This window comes from Burkholderia latens (assembly GCF_001718795.1).
GTDB lineage: Bacteria > Pseudomonadota > Gammaproteobacteria > Burkholderiales > Burkholderiaceae > Burkholderia > Burkholderia latens_A.
In genome coordinates this window covers 1,546,771-1,562,431 of record NZ_CP013435.1, presented here as the reverse complement: position 1 = coordinate 1,562,431, position 15,661 = coordinate 1,546,771, and the positions used below count along the sequence as shown (strand labels likewise).

Sequence of the window (15,661 nt, the reverse complement as noted above, 5' to 3'; positions counted from 1 at the left end):
TTAGCGACATATCAACAAGCCGCGCCGACGGCTTGAAGGGAGCCCGCCATGAAAACAATGTCACTGCTCGTCGCATGCGGCATTGTCGGTTCATTGGCGCTGACCGCTCCCGCGCACGCCGACGACCGCTCAAAGCCTCCTCACCGCCAGCAGGATCACCGCAATACGCTGCGTCAGCAACAGCCGGTGGCGCCCTCCAGTCGACAGACCGTGCCGCGCGGCGACTTGCGCGGCGACATCGCGAGCAACGCGCGCGCGCGAATCGGCTCGCAGGCAACGGCAATGCCGCGGCATCCGTAGTCCGGTGATCCGAGCAGCACCACGAAAGAAAATTCCCGGAAGCGGGAACTGCCCGACATGGGGCGAGTCACAACGTTGCCATGAGCACAGCATGGCAACAGCAAAAGTATCCGGTACGCCCGTATCCTCGCGATACGGGCTTTTTTTTGCGTCGCCGGCGGCGGCGCGCGAGGACGGAAGTGCGTCGCTACAGGCGGCTTTCGAGAATCGCTACGGCGCTCGCTTCGCTCAATACGTAGTCGTCCATGCGGCGATCGGTCCAGGACAGTAGTTTCTCGTCGCGCTCGAGGCGTGCACATTCGGCTCGACCGTTATCGGTCAGCACCGCAATGTCGACCGGCGCGTGGAAACCCGGTGCGGGAGCGACGGTCTTCTGCCTGACCGTGTCCATCAGCCCAAGTGACCGGAGATACTCGAACACGCCCGGGCGGCGCGCCCACGGTACCTGGCGGTACTGCACTCGTCTCAATGCGTCGAGCACCGCTTCGTTGGAATACGTGGCCATCTCGATTCTTTCTTAAAGTGCAGCGACAATGCGAAGCGGCGCACCGGGCGGGATCTCCACCCGCCGATACCGCCACCGATTCTGGAGGCCGACGTTCGGCGTCGCGTCAGGGCCGGATCGTCAGCCGTCCATAAAAAGACACCATACCCCAATCAAATTGATTCTGTTCGATTCATTTGTACTTCTCTTCATCTGTTTCATGCTCTGCCGCAAGCGGCGGCGAGTCGTCGCGATTGCCGGCGCGACGCTGTTCTGGCTGATCGCGACGGGGTGGCTCGCCGCGCCGCTCATCGCGTGGACCGAAGCCGGCGTCACGCCGATCGAGCGGCCCGACATGCATGGGCACACCACGCTCATCATCATCGGCGCCGGCACGCGACGCACCGATGCCGGCTTGCAACCGCCGCGCGACGGTGACGCACGCATCCGCAAAACCGCCGCGCTATATCGCATGTGCCGGCAGCAAGCCGCCCGCTGCACCGTCGTGATGTCGGGCGGCGACCCGCAACATCATGGCGATACCGAGGCGTCCGTCTATGGACGCCGCCTGATCGCCGACGGCGTCGCTCCCGGCGACCTCATTCTGGAGCCGAACAGCCGGACGACCCACGAAAATGCGAAATTCACTGCGTCTATACTACGCTCTCAACATGACGACGCGCGCATTCTCGTCACTTCGTCGTACCAGATGCGCCGCGCGTTGCTCAATTTCCGCCGCTTCGGCATCGATCCGCAGCCCGTCTACGCGAATCGCCGACGTGCCGAAACCGGCTGGCTGCCGCGCTGGCACAACCTGGCGGATGCCGACCGCGCGTTGCACGAGCTGATCGGCATCGCGCAATTTCACGTCTACCGATGGCTGGGCTGGTTCTGACCACGACGCCGGAGCGTGAAAGCGCAAACGTTGGCACGACACCGTATGGCATGCGCATGACGGAATACACGGAAGTGTTGCGCGACTTCAACGGGGCCTTGCGCCGCACCGCGTTCCGGTGCACATTGATCCGTCACTTTTGTTACACTCGACACGCACTCGATTGCAGTCGCCAGACAAAACGGCAACATTCGGGTTCATCACCACTTAGCGGAGGTTAAGCAATGAAGAAGACGTCCCTGGCTATTCTGGTCGCGATGTCGGCGCTGACTGGCGCAGCGTATGCGCAAGAGAGCACGCAAATCCAGACCATCACCGACCCGGCGAAGATCGCCGAGATCGAGCAGCGCGCACAAGCACTGCAACAGCAGCAAGCAGCGGAAGCTGCTCAGCCGGCTGCTCAGGAAGAGCACCACCACGGCAAGAAGGCGGCTCACCACAAGGCAGCGAAGAAGGCCGGCAAGAAGGCCGCCAAGGCCGCTCCGGCAGAAGCTGCCAGCCAGTAAGTTCGGCGGCACCGCACACGCGAAAAGCCGAATCCGGGCAACCGGGTTCGGCTTTTTTTGGTTGCGGCGCCTGCGCGCTGTGCTAAAGTCGCGCACCGAAATTTTCCACCCGTGCGCACCCCGGTGCGGAGGACAGCATGAGCAACATTCAACTCGACATCGAGTGGACCGACGCGGCCACTCGCAAGATCAAGCAACTGATGCCGCGCGGCTCGGACGACGCCTTCCTCGCGCTGCCGCCGATCGAGTGCCTGCCGATGGAAGGCGACGTGCTTTTCCTCGGTCCGCAAGGCAAGCAGCAACCATTCATCGTCGCCGAGCGCCAGTATCACCACGACGGCGACGCCGACTGGACGATCATCCTGATTCTCGACGTTCCCAGCGCGTCGCACTGACGCGCCGCAGCGGCCGGGAATGCGCCCGGCCGCGCGCTCTGCGCATATCCGCGCTTCATTGGCGCGAGCTTGCTCGACGTGAGAGCGATCCGCTCTGCCCCCGTTACTATCTTCACGCCTCGATAATCGGGGCTATGGCCAGCCAGGCCCGGCATGGTTCTCGCCCCCAGTCGCAGTCATGATCCGGGGGGTGTTGTCACCGGGCCTGGTGGGTGGCTGGTGATCGCTGATAGGGGTTTGGCCGGGATATCCCGACGCCGTCCGTAACGTGGATGCCGAGACTTGCCACCGTTGTTGCAGGCCAATCCGTTCACTCTGCATAAACTTCGATGCAAGACACTCAACAACGTGACGCCGTCGATGTCTTTGTCGGCGTCGATGTCGGTAAGGGCCACCATCACGCCGTGGCACTCGATCGGAACGGTAAGCGCCTGTACAACAAGGCGCTACCCAACGACGAGGCCAAGCTGCGCGCCCTCATCGCCGAACTCAAGACTCACGGTCGACTGCTGTTCGTCGTCGATCAGCCTTCCACCATCGGCGCGCTTCCTGTAGCCGTCGCCCGCGCTGAAGGCGTACTCGTCGCCTATCTGCCCGGACTGGCCATGCGCCGCATCGCTGATTTGCACGCCGGCGAAGCCAAGACCGATGCCCGCGACGCCGCGATCATCGCCGAAGCCGCTCGATCGATGCCGCATACGCTGCGCTCGCTTCGACTGGCCGACGAGCAACTCGCCGAACTCACCATGCTCTGCGGCTTCGATGACGACCTCGCCGCTCAGGTCACGCAAACCAGCAACCGCATTCGCGGCCTGCTTACCCAGATCCATCCGGCGCTCGAGCGTGTTCTCGGACCGCGCCTTGACCATCCAGCGGTACTCGATCTGCTTGAGCGCTATCCGTCGCCCGCCGCGCTTGCCGGCACCGGCGAGAAGACGCTCGCCAATCGCCTGACCAAGCTCGCTCCGCGCATGGGCAAAGGCCTAGCGGCCGAAATCGTTCAGGCACTGAGCGAACAAGCCGTGACCGTGCCCGGCACGCAAGCCGCCACCATCGTCATGCCCCGTTTAGCCCAGCAGCTTGCAGCCTTGCGTCAGCAGCGCGACGAGGTCGCTGTCGAAGTGGAACGACTGGTGCTTGCTCACCCTCTTTGGCCGGTCCTGACCAGCATGCCGGGAGTCGGCGTCAGGACCGCCGCCAGACTCCTGACCGAGGTCGCCCATAAGGCGTTCGCTTCGGCTGCGCATCTGGCGGCCTACGCCGGCCTCGCGCCGGTTACCCGACGCTCAGGTTCATCGATACGCGGTGAACATCCATCCAGACGCGGCAACAAGGTGCTCAAGCGCGCCTTGTTCCTATCCGCCTTCGCGGCCTTGCGGGACCCAGTCTCACGGGCCTATTACTCGCGCAAGATCCAGCAAGGCAAGCGTCATAACCAAGCGCTCATCGCGCTCGCGCGGCGACGTTCTGTTCGCCATGCTGCGCGACGGCACCATTTACCAACCCAAGTCAGCCCCTAACGCTTGACGAAACACATAGGGGCACCCCCCGCATCGTGAGTCGCCGTGGCCGCGGGCAACATCGCTTGCACCACGTGCGCTATTTCCGTCATTCGCGGCCGCTCCGCGCCACACGAATACGACTACGGCACGACGCAATCGGCACGCCGCTGCATGGTCGCCCACAAAAAAATTGCCCACGCTTCAGAAGAAGCGTGGGCAAAAACCGTCGCCCTACGAGGATAGGCGACGGGGCCATCGAGATCCGCGCGTCGCGCGGATCGTCATCGGTTGCGCCGGTGCTCGCGGCCCGGCATTTGAAGACGCGGATACCGTTGATCGGGGCGCTCGCGACGCCCGCCCGACATCTCGCGCCATCCTCCCTGCCTTAACGATTCGAACTTATAAAGCACTTTGCGTGCCAGACGCGTTTTCAGATGCACACCATTGATTCAAAACGATATTTTTTCCAATCGTGACGATGTAACACCGCGTTGGCCGCCGTAACGCGCGGATGTTACGTAACGTCACGCAGAGCCCCGAACGTCGGGAACGAATCCGCGCAGGCGGACGACGCGAAAAAAAACCCGCCGGGGAGGCGGGTTCTTCCATAAACGGGATCGTTTCGCGATCAGCGGAGTTGATTCACGAGCAGCGCCATGATTTGACGGGCTGGCGACGACGTATCGATCGCACCGGAATCGTCGACGACCGCGACGCGTGTCTGGTCGGGTGTCAACGCCTTGACGTTCACGCGATATTGCTTCGCCTGCTTTTCCTTCTTGCCATGGAACAGCTGGCTCCAGAAGCCCTGCTCAGCCGCGCTCAGATCCTTCGGATCGACATAACGGACGAAATACAGGCCCTTCGTGCGATCGCGATCGTCGACCGTGAAGTTCGCGCGATCGAGCGCGAGGCCGACGTGCAGCCACGAACGGTCGTACGGCTCGCCAAGCGTGACTTCGGACGGCACCGAGGCGGAGTCGACGTCGTTCGCTTGCGAAGACGTACGCGCGACGTTCTGCGCGGCGATTGCCGCAGCCGCAGCCTTCGACGCGTCGGTATCGGCCTTCTTGTCCTTCGGCACCGCGTTGTCCTTGATGTTCGCGATCGGCGGCTCGCCGTTCTTCGCTCGCTGCTCGTTTTGTGCGAGCACCGCCATCAGTCGCTTCAGATACTCTGTTTCGAGCGCTGGATCGTTCGGCTTCGCTTCCCACTTGCTCGAATCGTTGCTGGCGCCGGTGAGCGCCTCCCGCATCCCCTTCTGACTGATGAACACGTAGGTGCCGCCGTTCGGCGCCGTATCGAGACGCGTGCGGTACTTGTTGCGCTCGGCGGTCACATACGAGTTGCCCATCGCCTTCGAGATCACGCTGCGGATCAGGCCGTCGTTGATCTGCGGGTGCGTTTCGTTCCAGTCGGTTTCCATCACGCCCTTGTCGCGCTGGTCGACGACGAGCAGAAAGCCCTGTTCCTGCCAGAAACGGCGAACCTGCGGCCAGATGTCGGCGGGCTTCTTGCCGTCGATCACGAGCCAGCTCTCGGTGCCGTCGCGCTGTATGTGCATGCCGGCCACCGCGGGCGCGACGGTGTCCGTGGCGGGGGCCGCCTGCTGGACTTGCTGAAGCGCGGACAGGGAAGTCGCGCCGCCCTGCGGCGGCAGCGAACGCTGATCGGCCGTTTCGTCGAGCATGTTGGGCGGCACTGCGAGCGACGCTTCCTTCGATTTGGAGTCGCTCTTGTAGTCCACTTTCGTGGGCGACGACGTACCGCAACCGGCAACGAGCGCACCGGTGGCGAGCACTGCAGCGAACCGCATGGTAAGACGAAGATCAGTCATGTTCGGGGAATCCTCTTCCGCTAAATCACGGCGCTTTCCGTGGATCAACCTTGCATTTTACCGGGGCCGCGCCGCGATGTGCAAAAAAGCGACGGGCAAGAAAAAACCCGCGTCAGCTTGAACTGACGCGGGTTCTTGTCTGGTCGGGGCGAGAGGATTTGAACCTCTTCGAACCCACGGTGGAATAAGGCTCTCGGGGCAGTGTGCCGGTCAAAACCGCCATGAAAATTGACACAGTGACATGAAGTCTAGCACGCCTCGCGTTACGGCTCTTGCCCCCGAATGAGATTCTCCGCCATCTTCGTTGCAAGGAAGTCTGCCTGAAGCATAGGCTTGATCGCCCGCCCCCACGCCTTGCGCTCATCTTCTGGCATCGCAATTGATGCACTGATCACACGTCTTTTCTCCCACTCGTCGCAGCGGTCGAACCACTCGCGAATAGTCCGAAACTCTTCACGCGTAAGATGCCCTCGCAACCCCTCCAATGCGATCATCGACGGATAGGTAACGCTGTCTTTCGCCGGCGCCTTGACGATATGGATCAATGCGGACTTCCTAAAATACCCGTCACTAGAAAGAAGCTTTGCAAGCGTCGCTTGATGCCATTCGAGCGCACCAAAACCCGAAGACAATACCAACTGTGCATAGTGATTAGTAATATTCTCCTTATTTTGCTCAGGAATGACATCACTATTTTTCAGCAACATGTCAACAAAATATTCTAAAGAATATAGATATTCGCCACACAATATGGCAACCGTTTCCAAAAGATCGAATTTCTGCTGCACGAGGCACGAGATGATCAATTTTTGAATTCCGGAGAATTCTGGTATGCCGGTCGCCTTGAGAACCTCAATTTCCTGCGGAATATCTATCTTCTTAAATGCATCATACTTGTCGCTGGCGGGCATAATAAATGTGCGAGCAACCCTATTATATCCACCCGTGAGCTTCGTTACCTTCTTAATAATCGCCTCAGGAGTATCATCAGATTGCCCCGTAGATGCCTCCTCGTCCTTACTGGCGAGATATAACTTCGTCTTACCAGTGTTTAACATCAACCCATCCCTGAACAAACGGGTTGTGAGCAAGTTCATCCATCTTTGTGCCGTAATTAAATCGGGCGCGAAGATCCGAAAATCGTCTACATATCTAACAAACCTGACGCCTTCGTCAATCAAATACCTATCGATATCAATGAGCGCAGCTTCCGCAATAATGCGACTAGCAGCATTCCCGACCGGAATACCGTAACTATCCTTCTTTGACCAAAGCAACAACAAACTATTTAGCGTCGAAACGATTTGCCTATCCACACCGATACTGAGCAATGTCGACTCGACGCGGTGTATATTTATTCTGTCGTAAAAAGATGCAATATCACACTGCACAACATACTTGCAAGAACCAGCGTTAGCCAACTCCTTCACGCGCTCACGCCAATCTCCATATCCTATATTCTTATCAAAGATCGCATTCTCATTTGGAGCAAATCGCGCCGAGAATACGATCTTCTCCGAAACCGGAATCCGCGCCCCCTCTATCTGCCGAGCAGCTTGCAGAACAATCGCAGTATATTTTGCAAGACACATAGGATCAATTATCGCAGCCTTTCGGTAGTCAAATACATACCGATTCTTCGGCGTTAAGATATATTGAATCGGCTTAAATCCCATGCCGTTTACATCGCCACTTCTAATTTTAGCCCGAACCTCTGCGATGAGATCGGCCTTGTTGGCAACGATAAGCGCGGTTTCCAAGGACTCACGCGTAATATCGCTCGGCCCGTGTGCCGCCAAATGCTCGATGCTTAGATTGCATGCGTCATCCAAGTTCATAACGTAGCGTGTATCTAGATTTATGTGGATGATCCACGCACCACTTGATGGTACGGGCCTGAGGCAGCATACGGGATGTCTCATCATTTGAGCAACAGCTCGCCTGGCTGTTACGGCCTCCACTAAGGCGAGGTGAGTGGCCGCAAGATGACCCAGCTATTCCCGATCGCTCAGGGCAACCTCGTTAAGTACGCTAGCATGAGCGTCACAGGCGGCCAACAGAACCGCCAGATTATCACCGAGTGAAGCCGCAAACACTGCCGCCATCGAGTCCGCAACGACTTGCGCTGCGCTATTACATCCCTTCGATTCATCCATAATCGGACCCCAAATAAAAAACGCCCGCGTAAATGCGGGCAAGCTATAAGTGAAAACGACTATCGTTCCGCCGCGATTATCCGGGCAATCATCTGGATTTGCTGATTGAGCGGCGCTAGTTGGAGCGCCTTCTTACCCACCTTGTCGAGGTCGCCGTTGAGCGCGTTCGCCGCGATGCTTTCGAGGGTCTCCACGTTTCCTTTCCACGGACCCATGAGGTTCGCGAGCCAGGAGTTCTGGGAGAACTTCGAAGCACCACCCCCGAGCGTCCACCCGAAGTTCGAGTTGAGCACAGGGTCCGTGAGCTTCACTGCGGCGTCCGTGTAGGCCCCCGCCATAGCGAGCAGGCCCGAGCGCTGGATCACGTTGTACGCGACCTGCTGCGGCTCCTGGTCGCCCACGTCCTGCCCCTTGCGGAATGTCGCGATAGCGTTGATAAGGACGCCTGCGGCCAGTGCCGTCCCGAGGGCAGACGCGAACCGCATGTGGTCCCCGGTGACGAACCCGTACTGCACACCAGCGCGGATGAAGTTGTTCGAGAACTGCATTGCCATTGTCTGGAACTGCAAGAACATCTTCCCGTACCATTTGTCCATGAGTAGCGGCTGGTTGCCGTACCCAGAGGTGTACGAGGCCCGCTTCTGCGCCTTGATGAGTGCGGACTCCAGCACGTACTTCATGTGCTCGCCGTCGCGCTCACCGAGCCACTTGGACATCCCAGGAGAGAACAGCCCCTGCCGCATCTCCGAGCCGTGTTTCTCAAACAACTCGTTGAGGCGGCGAGCCTCGGATTCCCCGATGCCCAGTGCGCCCAGTTGAGCGACCTTGCCCTTGTCGAGCGTGCCGTACTGGGAAACCCACTTCCGAATGTTGGACAGTTGGACGAGGCCAGCGGTGCGCCGGATGTTGTCCGACCATCCCTTCAGCAGCGACAGCTTGTTCCCGTAGTCCGCCGCCGTGTTCATAGCGACCTCAATGGAACGCGTGACTTGCCGGGTGCGGCCGGTTCCGAAGCCCATGATGTCTGCGGCCTCCCCGGTGCCCAGGGAACGATCCGATGAATTCAGGTGCGCCCCGGTCTCCAGGGAGCCGAGGATCATCTTGAGTTCCTCTGCATCCTTGTCGCCCTTAGCGGCCTGCTTCAGGATGTACTGGTAGTCCCGTGCGCCCTTGAACGCAATGGCCTTAAGTGCGGACCCTTGGGCTGTGAGCGCAGCTGTAGCAAGGTCCCCGATTGCCGAGAACACAAAGCCACCCATGTAGCGAACGACGCCCATCTGGCGCAGCCGGTCTGCCGCCCACACCAAGCCGTTGTGGTCCTTCACGTCGTACTTGCCGAGGATTCGGTCGTGCGCGTGACGCACATCGTCCAGCGCGGACTTCTTCTCGGCCAGCAGTGCCTGCCGCTCCTTCGGGTCGGCTACGCTGCCGATGTGCGCGTCGTAGTCGTCCTGGATTTCTCGCAGGATGTCCCCGATGTCTCGGCCTTCCAGGGAGCGATGTGCCGCCAGCTGGCCGCCCAAGTCCTTGTAGTAGCCCTGGAACGCGTCGTCGGCATTCCCCGCGAGGAACCCGCCGTCCACGAGCTTCCGGTACTCGTCCATGTTGAACTGGAACTGTCGCTCTTTCAGGCGACCCGAGGTGGGCGACTTGTCGAGCAAGATGCCACGCGGTGCCCGGTCCGTCCCGCGAAGGGAGTTCACCAAGTCATCGACGTACCGCGTGAGCGGGGAGAGTTCTGCGATACCACGGCGGGCCTGGAACGCAACCTTCCGAAGCTGGCTTGCTGCCCGATCTGCTGCCTTCGCAGCGGCCCGAGCCTCCATGCCCGTCTTCTTCATCGTGTCGTATGCGAGACGCCGTGCAGCACGCGCCTCGTCCAGCGTCTGCTTCAACTCCGCAGCAGCAGCCATGTGGTCATCCAACTCCTTGCGCAGTCCAGGAGCCAGCAGTGCGTCGCCCTCGTTGCGGACGATGGTGTTGACCTCCTTCGCTGCGGCGTCGTGCCAACGGCGCACTTCGGCCTGCTGGTTCGCCAGAGCATCGAAATTGCGATTGGCTTCGTGGAGGTCTGCCCGCGCTTCATTGCGCTCGGCCAGTGCCTCGCGGATTTCCTCACGCACCTTCAGAATCTCGGTACGTGCGGCCTGCCGCTGCGCGTGTAGCTCGGCTCGTTGTTGGTTGAGCGGATTCCGTGCGCGTGCGAGTTCGGTGCCTTCGAGGTTTGCGCGGACATCCTTGAGTTCCCCCAGGACATCCCGCTTCGCCGCGAGCAACGTACCGCTCTTGCCCTTCAGCGCATCCACGAGAGCCTTAGCCTCGCCCGTGTCAGCAGCGGCTTTCTGCGCTTCTGCATGACGCGCACGCGCCTTGGCTACTGCTTCACCGGCCTCGTCCAGCGCGTAGCCGCCATCGGTCAGCTGGCGCTGGAGGTCGCCCAGGACAGACTCGTCACCGCCAAGACGGTTGAGTGCAGCCTGCACCTTCTCACTGGCCCGCTGCGCCCGCAGCTGCGCGGACGCGACAGACCGCAGCACGGAGCGGCGCTCGATGTCCCGTGCCGCCGCCCGCATCTCCTTCAGCTTCGCGCCTCGCCAGTCCTTCTCCTGCCCCTTCAGCGTGTCCAGGATGTCAGCGGCGTGATCCTGCGCCTTCAACTGCCGCTGCTGGTAATCAGCGAGTTTCGACTGGAGGTATGCGTTCTGGAAGTCCTGCTGCTCCCCGGCCCACTGACGCAGGACGGAGTTGACCATCGTGTCGTCGCCGGACTGCTTCAGGGCGGCCCAAGACTCCGGGAGTGCCTCGTCACCTTCGACGCGGGGCCGCGCCGGGTCAGCGATGAATCCGTTCTCGCGAAGCCAGTCATCGGTCGGCTTGTCGCCCAGATGCTCCATGAAGAAGCCTTTAAGCTTCTCTGCGTTCGCATCGACGCCGTTGTGCATCCAGCGCTGCGGCATCCCGTACCGGCCCTCCACGAGGTTCTCGGGGTCCAGCAGGCCGTGCTTGATCGCCTCGTCCTTCATGGACTCGTATGCCTCGTGGTAGGTCTTCTCGGCCTCGTACACGCGGCGGTGGACAGCCTTGGCCTGGTCGAGCGAAAGCCCGTCAGCCGTGAGCCGCTCCATGACTGCCTTGGAGATAACCTCGTTCGTCGCCTGCGCGTTCGAGCCGTACTGGATCAGCGCGACAGCATCGTTAAACGCCTTCTGCGAGACGGCGTTGATGTCCTTGGACCCTTGGGTGAGCGTGTTGACCACGTTGCCCACGCCCGTGCGAGCGCCTGATTGGCCTAGGTCAGCATTGGCGGCCTGGTAGATCGAGGAGACCTTGTGCCGCACGTTCTGCATTTGCTGCTCGTAGACCGTCTTCAGGGTCTCGGCTTCGAGGCCCGTGGACTTACCCTCGGCCATCGCACGCGTCAGGAGACCGCCCGTGTCCATCAAGCGGAGCATGGAGTCTCGCGTCAGCGCATTCGAATAGCCACCGAGCCGCTGGAGCGGCGTGTAGCTGCCGAGCTTCGTAGCCCAGTCCACGGCACGGGCAATGGGGTTCTTCGACGTGGCGATGAGCGTATCGGTGTCCGCCGTGGCGCGAGCCGCCCCGATGGAGTCCGCGCCAAACGCGTAGCCTTCATCGGGCAGTTGGCCGATGTGGTGCTCGTTTATGGGAACCGGGTTGTCCAGGTTGTCCGGATGCAGGCCCTCACGGATCGCGGCCATGTTGTCAGGCGTGGCGTGACGGAATACCGCGCCGAGGCCAGCGCCTAGCGACATGCCGACCCCGATGTTCATGAACGTTTCCTCGGCAGTCTGCGGGTCGTTGAGCGCGTACACGCCAGCCTGTTGTGTGCCGATGTCGAGACCGCCGAAAACTGCGCCGCGTGCAGCGCTTGCGGCTAGGCCGGACCCAAGGCGTGCCGTGGTCAGGGCAGCTGCGCCTTCGGCCACGGGAGCCAGCAGGAGCGTCGCGTCGAGCATCGCGACGGGCATGGTCACGACAGTTTGCCAGGTATCAGCAGCAGCCAGAGTTTCGCGGTCCTTGACGTTCTGGCGTTGCGCGGCGGCCCACGACTCGAAAGCGGCGTGTGAGTCCACACTGTTGAACGTGATCGATCCGCCCGTTACCAGCGGCAGGAGGTCCTTATACTGGTCCTTGTTCTGCTCAATGAAGGCGTAGGGATTGAACGAGCGGTCCGATTGCGCCTGGATGTCCGGGTCCCGGTAGTTGTTGATGAGCGACGCGACGCTCGTACTCTGTCGCCACATCGCAGCAGCCACGTCCATCGTGTCCGGGCGCGTCAGGTGCGTGTACTCAACGTCCTCGGGGACGTAGCCCGACTGGGCCGATTTGAGCGGTACGCCAGAGTCGGCGGGGACCGCCTCGACCACATTGGGTGTTAGGTTCGTGCTTGTCATGGTGTGAGAGTGAAATTACGCTTCTGCCAGGCCCGTCTGGGTCTTCCTTGCCTTTGCGCTTGCGCGGAACCTGCCGGATGGTGTCGGGCATGAGGGAGCACGGGTAGTCCATCTCGTAGCAGTCCCCCTGCTTCAGGCCCAGGAGCAATGCGCCAACGTCATAGTCGTAGCCGTAGTAATGGTTCGCGAATCGGCGGGTGGTATCCAGCGCGGCGCGAATCTCCCCATGCTCGCCACGGGTCCATTTGCGACGGGAGATACCTTTGACGTGGTGGAGCCAGTGCCAATCCAGGATCGCGACGCGAACGAATTGCTCGGAGTTCGCCAACGGGACCTCCACATGGTCATCTCTGAACCGCAAGCGGCGGCCATGCGCTTCCCGCTTGATGAAGACCTCGGCCAGTGCCCCTTGCGGGGCTCCGGTTTGCGGGATGATCTCTACGCGGCGCGTGCGTCGCCTGAGCGTCTCCGGCTTCTCAGCAGCGGCCAGCGATGCCAAGGCCGCTGCCCTCTGGGCTTGTGTGAATGCAGGGCGCGGCTTATGCGTGCGCGTCTTCTTGATCGGTTGCGGGGCCATGCGCGGCTCGGCGCGGCTGATGGTCGCCAACGTCATGCAGGTACAGCGTCAGCCGGGAGCGTCGAGCCGACGACTACGGGAGAGTGGTGCCGGTAGGCGGTCTCGTCGGGTTGAGTCGAGCGCACGCCCATGTCGGCCTCGTCTACCAGCAGCATTGCAGTTACCGTGTTGGCGGCGTCGGCCAGAATGATGAAGGGATAGTCCATGTGTTCTATCGTTAGAGCGCCTTGCGACGCGGGTGGTGTTTGGATAGGCCCGTGGTATCGCGGGGCCGCTCGGGCCGTCGCGGGCGGTCCGTAGACGCGACCACGAACGGAGCTATCTCGGGCTTGGCCTCGGCAGGCAAGGCGGCCCACATGCGGCGCATGCGGTCCCGGAAGGCTCCGGGATTCAGGTCGTAGGCTTCTTGGGTGAGCCGGTAAGCGTCGAGCCGCTCCGGGCCGTCCGGGGATGCCATCAGGACGGCATGTGCCAGGTCGTGCCGCTCGGCGGGTTCCGTCGGGTCTGACAGGAACAGGTGCCGCACGGCGGCGGCGTAGGCAGTCATGAGCGACCGTAGAGCGGATTGCGTCCAGTGAGTCGCGTCGCGTCGCGCTGCATCGGCTCGCCTGGGGTGCAACCACGGGCCAACGGAAAGGTGAGATTGTGCGGAACCTTGTCCATGTCAGCCTCAGCGGCGGCCTCCATTGAATCCCATCGGGCAGCACGGGCATAGTCCTCAGCGGCTGCGCTGATGGACGTGGCGGCGTCAGCATCGAAGGGGGCGGCTTCGAGTCGCTTTGCTGCGAAGCGCACCGCTTCAGCGCGGCGCTTCTGAGCAGGGTTGGCTGCGATGGCGTCTGCGACCGCCAGGAGCGCCTTGGCCGGGTTCGGAGAGCGTCGGGCGGCGTGGAGACTCGCGGCAATCTCGGCGTTGCCGGTGATGTTCGCAGGTTTGGTCATAGTGTCGTATTCAGTTGGTTGGGGATGGTCACTTGGCTGCGGCACTACCTTCCGGTGCTGCGACCTGGTAGCCGTACTTGCTCGCCAGGTAGTCGCGGATAGCTGCGGTGTCCTCGGGACTCGGTGCGCTGTAGCTACCGCTCTGGGTGCTATTCTTCGGATCGGCGTAGCGGATCGTCTGGACCGTCTCGACTCGCTCGGCGTGGCTGAGGGTCTCTGGGCCGCTATAGGCGACGCATTGCCCCGATGCATTGCGCAGGGGGACGCCCAAGTGATCGCATTCGATGTAATGCGCCAAGCCTGCCAATTCGTCCTCATGGGTTGCAGGCTGGCCGGTGCGGTGATTGAGGTAGCGGATAACGGTGCTCATGGTTGATGGTTCCTTGTAGGTTGGATCGGAATGGAAAGAGGACGGGGCCTGGGAGCGACTACAGCGCCCTTGAGCGGCTCCAATGGGTTCAGTTGTGGTAAGTAGTCCTACCGACTAATGGGGCAACATGGTACGTCTCAGGCATGCCGCTCATTGATAAACAATAGGCCATCTTTGATGGGGGCCATGTGCGGCTGCATCAGCGACGGCATATGCGAGCCTTGCTGCCTCCACCTCCTAGCTAATCATAGGGACGGCCCCGGTGCTCTCTACCTGTGCTGATTTATTCAGCCACTGGGCCGCCCATGTCGGCAGGGTTTGAGAGGCGCTAGTACGGGCTCGTGAGACACATGATGCCGAAGAGTTGCGCGGGGCATCTCAACAGGGCTGCGGGGCTCTATGCGAGCCGTAGGGGTATCGCGGTTTCGATGTACTTCAGATGAACGCGTCGCACGTAATCGCGCCCCGCCGCCGCCGCTCGGCGGCATCGCGGGCTTTCTTGCGCTCCCGTTGATCCTTTCGAAGCGCTGCACCTGCCTGCGGGTTCGCGGCGTATCGCCCGCGCTTCTCGGCGGTCACGCATTCAATGCAGCGAGCCGCGTAGCGGGAGCGGAGCTTGGGGTTAACGCGCTTATCCTCATAGAATGCCGTGATCGGCAGGAGCCGCCTGCAACAGCGGCACACACGTTGAGCCGGTGGGATAAAGTTGGTCGGTAGATGTCGCATGGTGGATGTCGTTTCAGCAAAAATCAGAGGTGGGCAAGTGCCCGCGTTTGCGAAAAAATGCGCTGAAAAAGAAAAACCCCGCTCAGTGGCGGGGCTTGGTTGGCCGGTTAGGGCTCTTACAATGTGCTGATTTATTCCGCGAACCCGTAGGCATGCGCCAGGTCCGGGTCTAGCGGCGTGAGCATCTCGACCACCAGAGTCTTATGGAAGATTTCCTCGGAGTCCGGGTGGCGCGTGTGGCCCTCGATGCCTGCCGCTGCCAGGATGGCCTCCTGTTGGACCACAAGGGCGGCTCCTGCGGCATGGAGGTCCTGACGCACCGCCTGGACGCCCTCAGCGTTCAGCAGCCGCGCTGCGGTGTCCGCTGCTCGATTGAGGACGGGCACGATATGCGCCGGGATAGCTCGCAGTGCGGCCTGGCGCTTGGCGTTCAATGCTGCCCCTCCCGGCCCAGCTGCCTCAATCATCTCCGCCTCCACGTCGGCGGGAATACGGTAGGCGTGGGCGGCTTGTTGCACGTTCTTTTTCTGCATGGTCTCTGCACATTGTTGATGGT

At 61.3% G+C, this 15,661-nt stretch carries 14 protein-coding genes and 1 pseudogene; 5 read left to right on the top strand and 10 right to left on the bottom strand.

What is annotated here, in order from left to right:
• Positions 1 to 48 precede the first annotated feature (48 nt).
• Positions 49 to 300, top strand: coding sequence for a hypothetical protein (locus WK25_RS07375; protein WP_040144042.1), 252 nt, complete (start codon positions 49 to 51; stop codon positions 298 to 300).
• Between the two features lie 187 nt (positions 301 to 487).
• On the opposite strand, the gene WK25_RS07370 is transcribed toward WK25_RS07375, so the two are convergent.
• Complete coding sequence (locus tag WK25_RS07370) at positions 488 to 805, bottom strand: hypothetical protein (RefSeq protein ID WP_040144041.1); 318 nt, start codon at positions 803 to 805, stop codon at positions 488 to 490.
• Between the two features lie 157 nt (positions 806 to 962).
• On the opposite strand from WK25_RS07370, the gene WK25_RS07365 reads away from it, so the two are divergent.
• From WK25_RS07365 to WK25_RS07350, 4 genes and pseudogenes are all read left to right on the top strand, one after another.
• Positions 963 to 1,679: a YdcF family protein gene (locus WK25_RS07365; protein WP_069241331.1), complete on the top strand. Its 717-nt coding sequence runs from the start codon at positions 963 to 965 to the stop codon at positions 1,677 to 1,679.
• A 224-nt stretch (positions 1,680 to 1,903) separates the two neighbouring features.
• Positions 1,904 to 2,185: a hypothetical protein gene (locus WK25_RS07360; protein WP_040144039.1), complete on the top strand. Its 282-nt coding sequence runs from the start codon at positions 1,904 to 1,906 to the stop codon at positions 2,183 to 2,185.
• Between the two features lie 137 nt (positions 2,186 to 2,322).
• Positions 2,323 to 2,580, top strand: coding sequence for a hypothetical protein (locus WK25_RS07355; protein WP_009691224.1), 258 nt, complete (start codon positions 2,323 to 2,325; stop codon positions 2,578 to 2,580).
• Between the two features lie 329 nt (positions 2,581 to 2,909).
• Positions 2,910 to 4,107 (top strand): annotated as a pseudogene (locus WK25_RS07350) (IS110 family transposase).
• A gap of 603 nt (positions 4,108 to 4,710) precedes the next feature.
• On the opposite strand, the gene bamC reads toward WK25_RS07350, so the two are convergent.
• The 9 genes from bamC to WK25_RS07315 all read right to left on the bottom strand — a co-directional run bounded on the left by bamC (position 4,711) and on the right by WK25_RS07315 (position 15,638).
• Positions 4,711 to 5,919, bottom strand: coding sequence for an outer membrane protein assembly factor BamC (gene bamC, locus WK25_RS07345; protein WP_040144038.1), 1,209 nt, complete (start codon positions 5,917 to 5,919; stop codon positions 4,711 to 4,713).
• Positions 5,920 to 6,182: 263 nt separating this feature from the next.
• A complete protein-coding gene (locus WK25_RS07340; protein WP_069241330.1) occupies positions 6,183 to 7,757 on the bottom strand; it encodes an RNA-directed DNA polymerase in 1,575 nt (524 codons plus the stop codon).
• 377 nt (positions 7,758 to 8,134) lie between these two features.
• On the bottom strand, positions 8,135 to 12,490 hold the full coding sequence (locus WK25_RS07335; protein WP_069241329.1) for a hypothetical protein: 4,356 nt from the start codon (positions 12,488 to 12,490) through the stop codon (positions 8,135 to 8,137).
• Positions 12,387 to 13,103, bottom strand: a complete 717-nt coding sequence (locus tag WK25_RS31165) for a hypothetical protein (protein WP_156789019.1) — start codon at positions 13,101 to 13,103, stop codon at positions 12,387 to 12,389. The genes WK25_RS07335 and WK25_RS31165 overlap by 104 nt, the downstream gene beginning before the upstream one ends.
• A complete protein-coding gene (locus tag WK25_RS31160; RefSeq protein ID WP_156789018.1) occupies positions 13,100 to 13,273 on the bottom strand; it encodes a hypothetical protein in 174 nt (57 codons plus the stop codon). Before WK25_RS31160 ends, WK25_RS31165 begins: the two co-directional genes overlap by 4 nt.
• Positions 13,274 to 13,284: 11 nt before the next feature.
• Complete coding sequence (locus WK25_RS07330) at positions 13,285 to 13,614, bottom strand: hypothetical protein (RefSeq protein WP_069241328.1); 330 nt, start codon at positions 13,612 to 13,614, stop codon at positions 13,285 to 13,287.
• Positions 13,611 to 14,009: a hypothetical protein gene (locus WK25_RS07325; RefSeq protein WP_069241327.1), complete on the bottom strand. Its 399-nt coding sequence runs from the start codon at positions 14,007 to 14,009 to the stop codon at positions 13,611 to 13,613. Before WK25_RS07325 ends, WK25_RS07330 begins: the two co-directional genes overlap by 4 nt.
• A gap of 28 nt (positions 14,010 to 14,037) precedes the next feature.
• Positions 14,038 to 14,379 (bottom strand): hypothetical protein, encoded by a 342-nt coding sequence (locus WK25_RS07320; protein ID WP_069241326.1) that lies wholly within the window; start codon positions 14,377 to 14,379, stop codon positions 14,038 to 14,040.
• A gap of 857 nt (positions 14,380 to 15,236) precedes the next feature.
• Positions 15,237 to 15,638, bottom strand: a complete 402-nt coding sequence (locus WK25_RS07315; RefSeq protein ID WP_069241325.1) for a hypothetical protein — start codon at positions 15,636 to 15,638, stop codon at positions 15,237 to 15,239.
• Positions 15,639 to 15,661 lie beyond the last annotated feature (23 nt).

Coding starts and splice junctions, on each gene's coding strand:
- WK25_RS07370 (WP_040144041.1), bottom strand. CDS start 805: ATGGCCACGTATTCCAACGAAGCGGTGCTCGACGCATTGAGACGAGTG.
- WK25_RS07355 (WP_009691224.1), top strand. CDS start 2,323: ATGAGCAACATTCAACTCGACATCGAGTGGACCGACGCGGCCACTCGC.
- WK25_RS07340 (WP_069241330.1), bottom strand. CDS start 7,757: ATGAACTTGGATGACGCATGCAATCTAAGCATCGAGCATTTGGCGGCA.
- WK25_RS07330 (WP_069241328.1), bottom strand. CDS start 13,614: ATGACTGCCTACGCCGCCGCCGTGCGGCACCTGTTCCTGTCAGACCCG.
- WK25_RS07335 (WP_069241329.1), bottom strand. CDS start 12,490: ATGACAAGCACGAACCTAACACCCAATGTGGTCGAGGCGGTCCCCGCC.
- WK25_RS07320 (WP_069241326.1), bottom strand. CDS start 14,379: ATGAGCACCGTTATCCGCTACCTCAATCACCGCACCGGCCAGCCTGCA.
- WK25_RS07315 (WP_069241325.1), bottom strand. CDS start 15,638: ATGCAGAAAAAGAACGTGCAACAAGCCGCCCACGCCTACCGTATTCCC.
- WK25_RS07325 (WP_069241327.1), bottom strand. CDS start 14,009: ATGACCAAACCTGCGAACATCACCGGCAACGCCGAGATTGCCGCGAGT.
- bamC (WP_040144038.1), bottom strand. CDS start 5,919: ATGACTGATCTTCGTCTTACCATGCGGTTCGCTGCAGTGCTCGCCACC.
- WK25_RS31165 (WP_156789019.1), bottom strand. CDS start 13,103: ATGACGTTGGCGACCATCAGCCGCGCCGAGCCGCGCATGGCCCCGCAA.
- WK25_RS31160 (WP_156789018.1), bottom strand. CDS start 13,273: ATGGACTATCCCTTCATCATTCTGGCCGACGCCGCCAACACGGTAACT.
- WK25_RS07360 (WP_040144039.1), top strand. CDS start 1,904: ATGAAGAAGACGTCCCTGGCTATTCTGGTCGCGATGTCGGCGCTGACT.
- WK25_RS07375 (WP_040144042.1), top strand. CDS start 49: ATGAAAACAATGTCACTGCTCGTCGCATGCGGCATTGTCGGTTCATTG.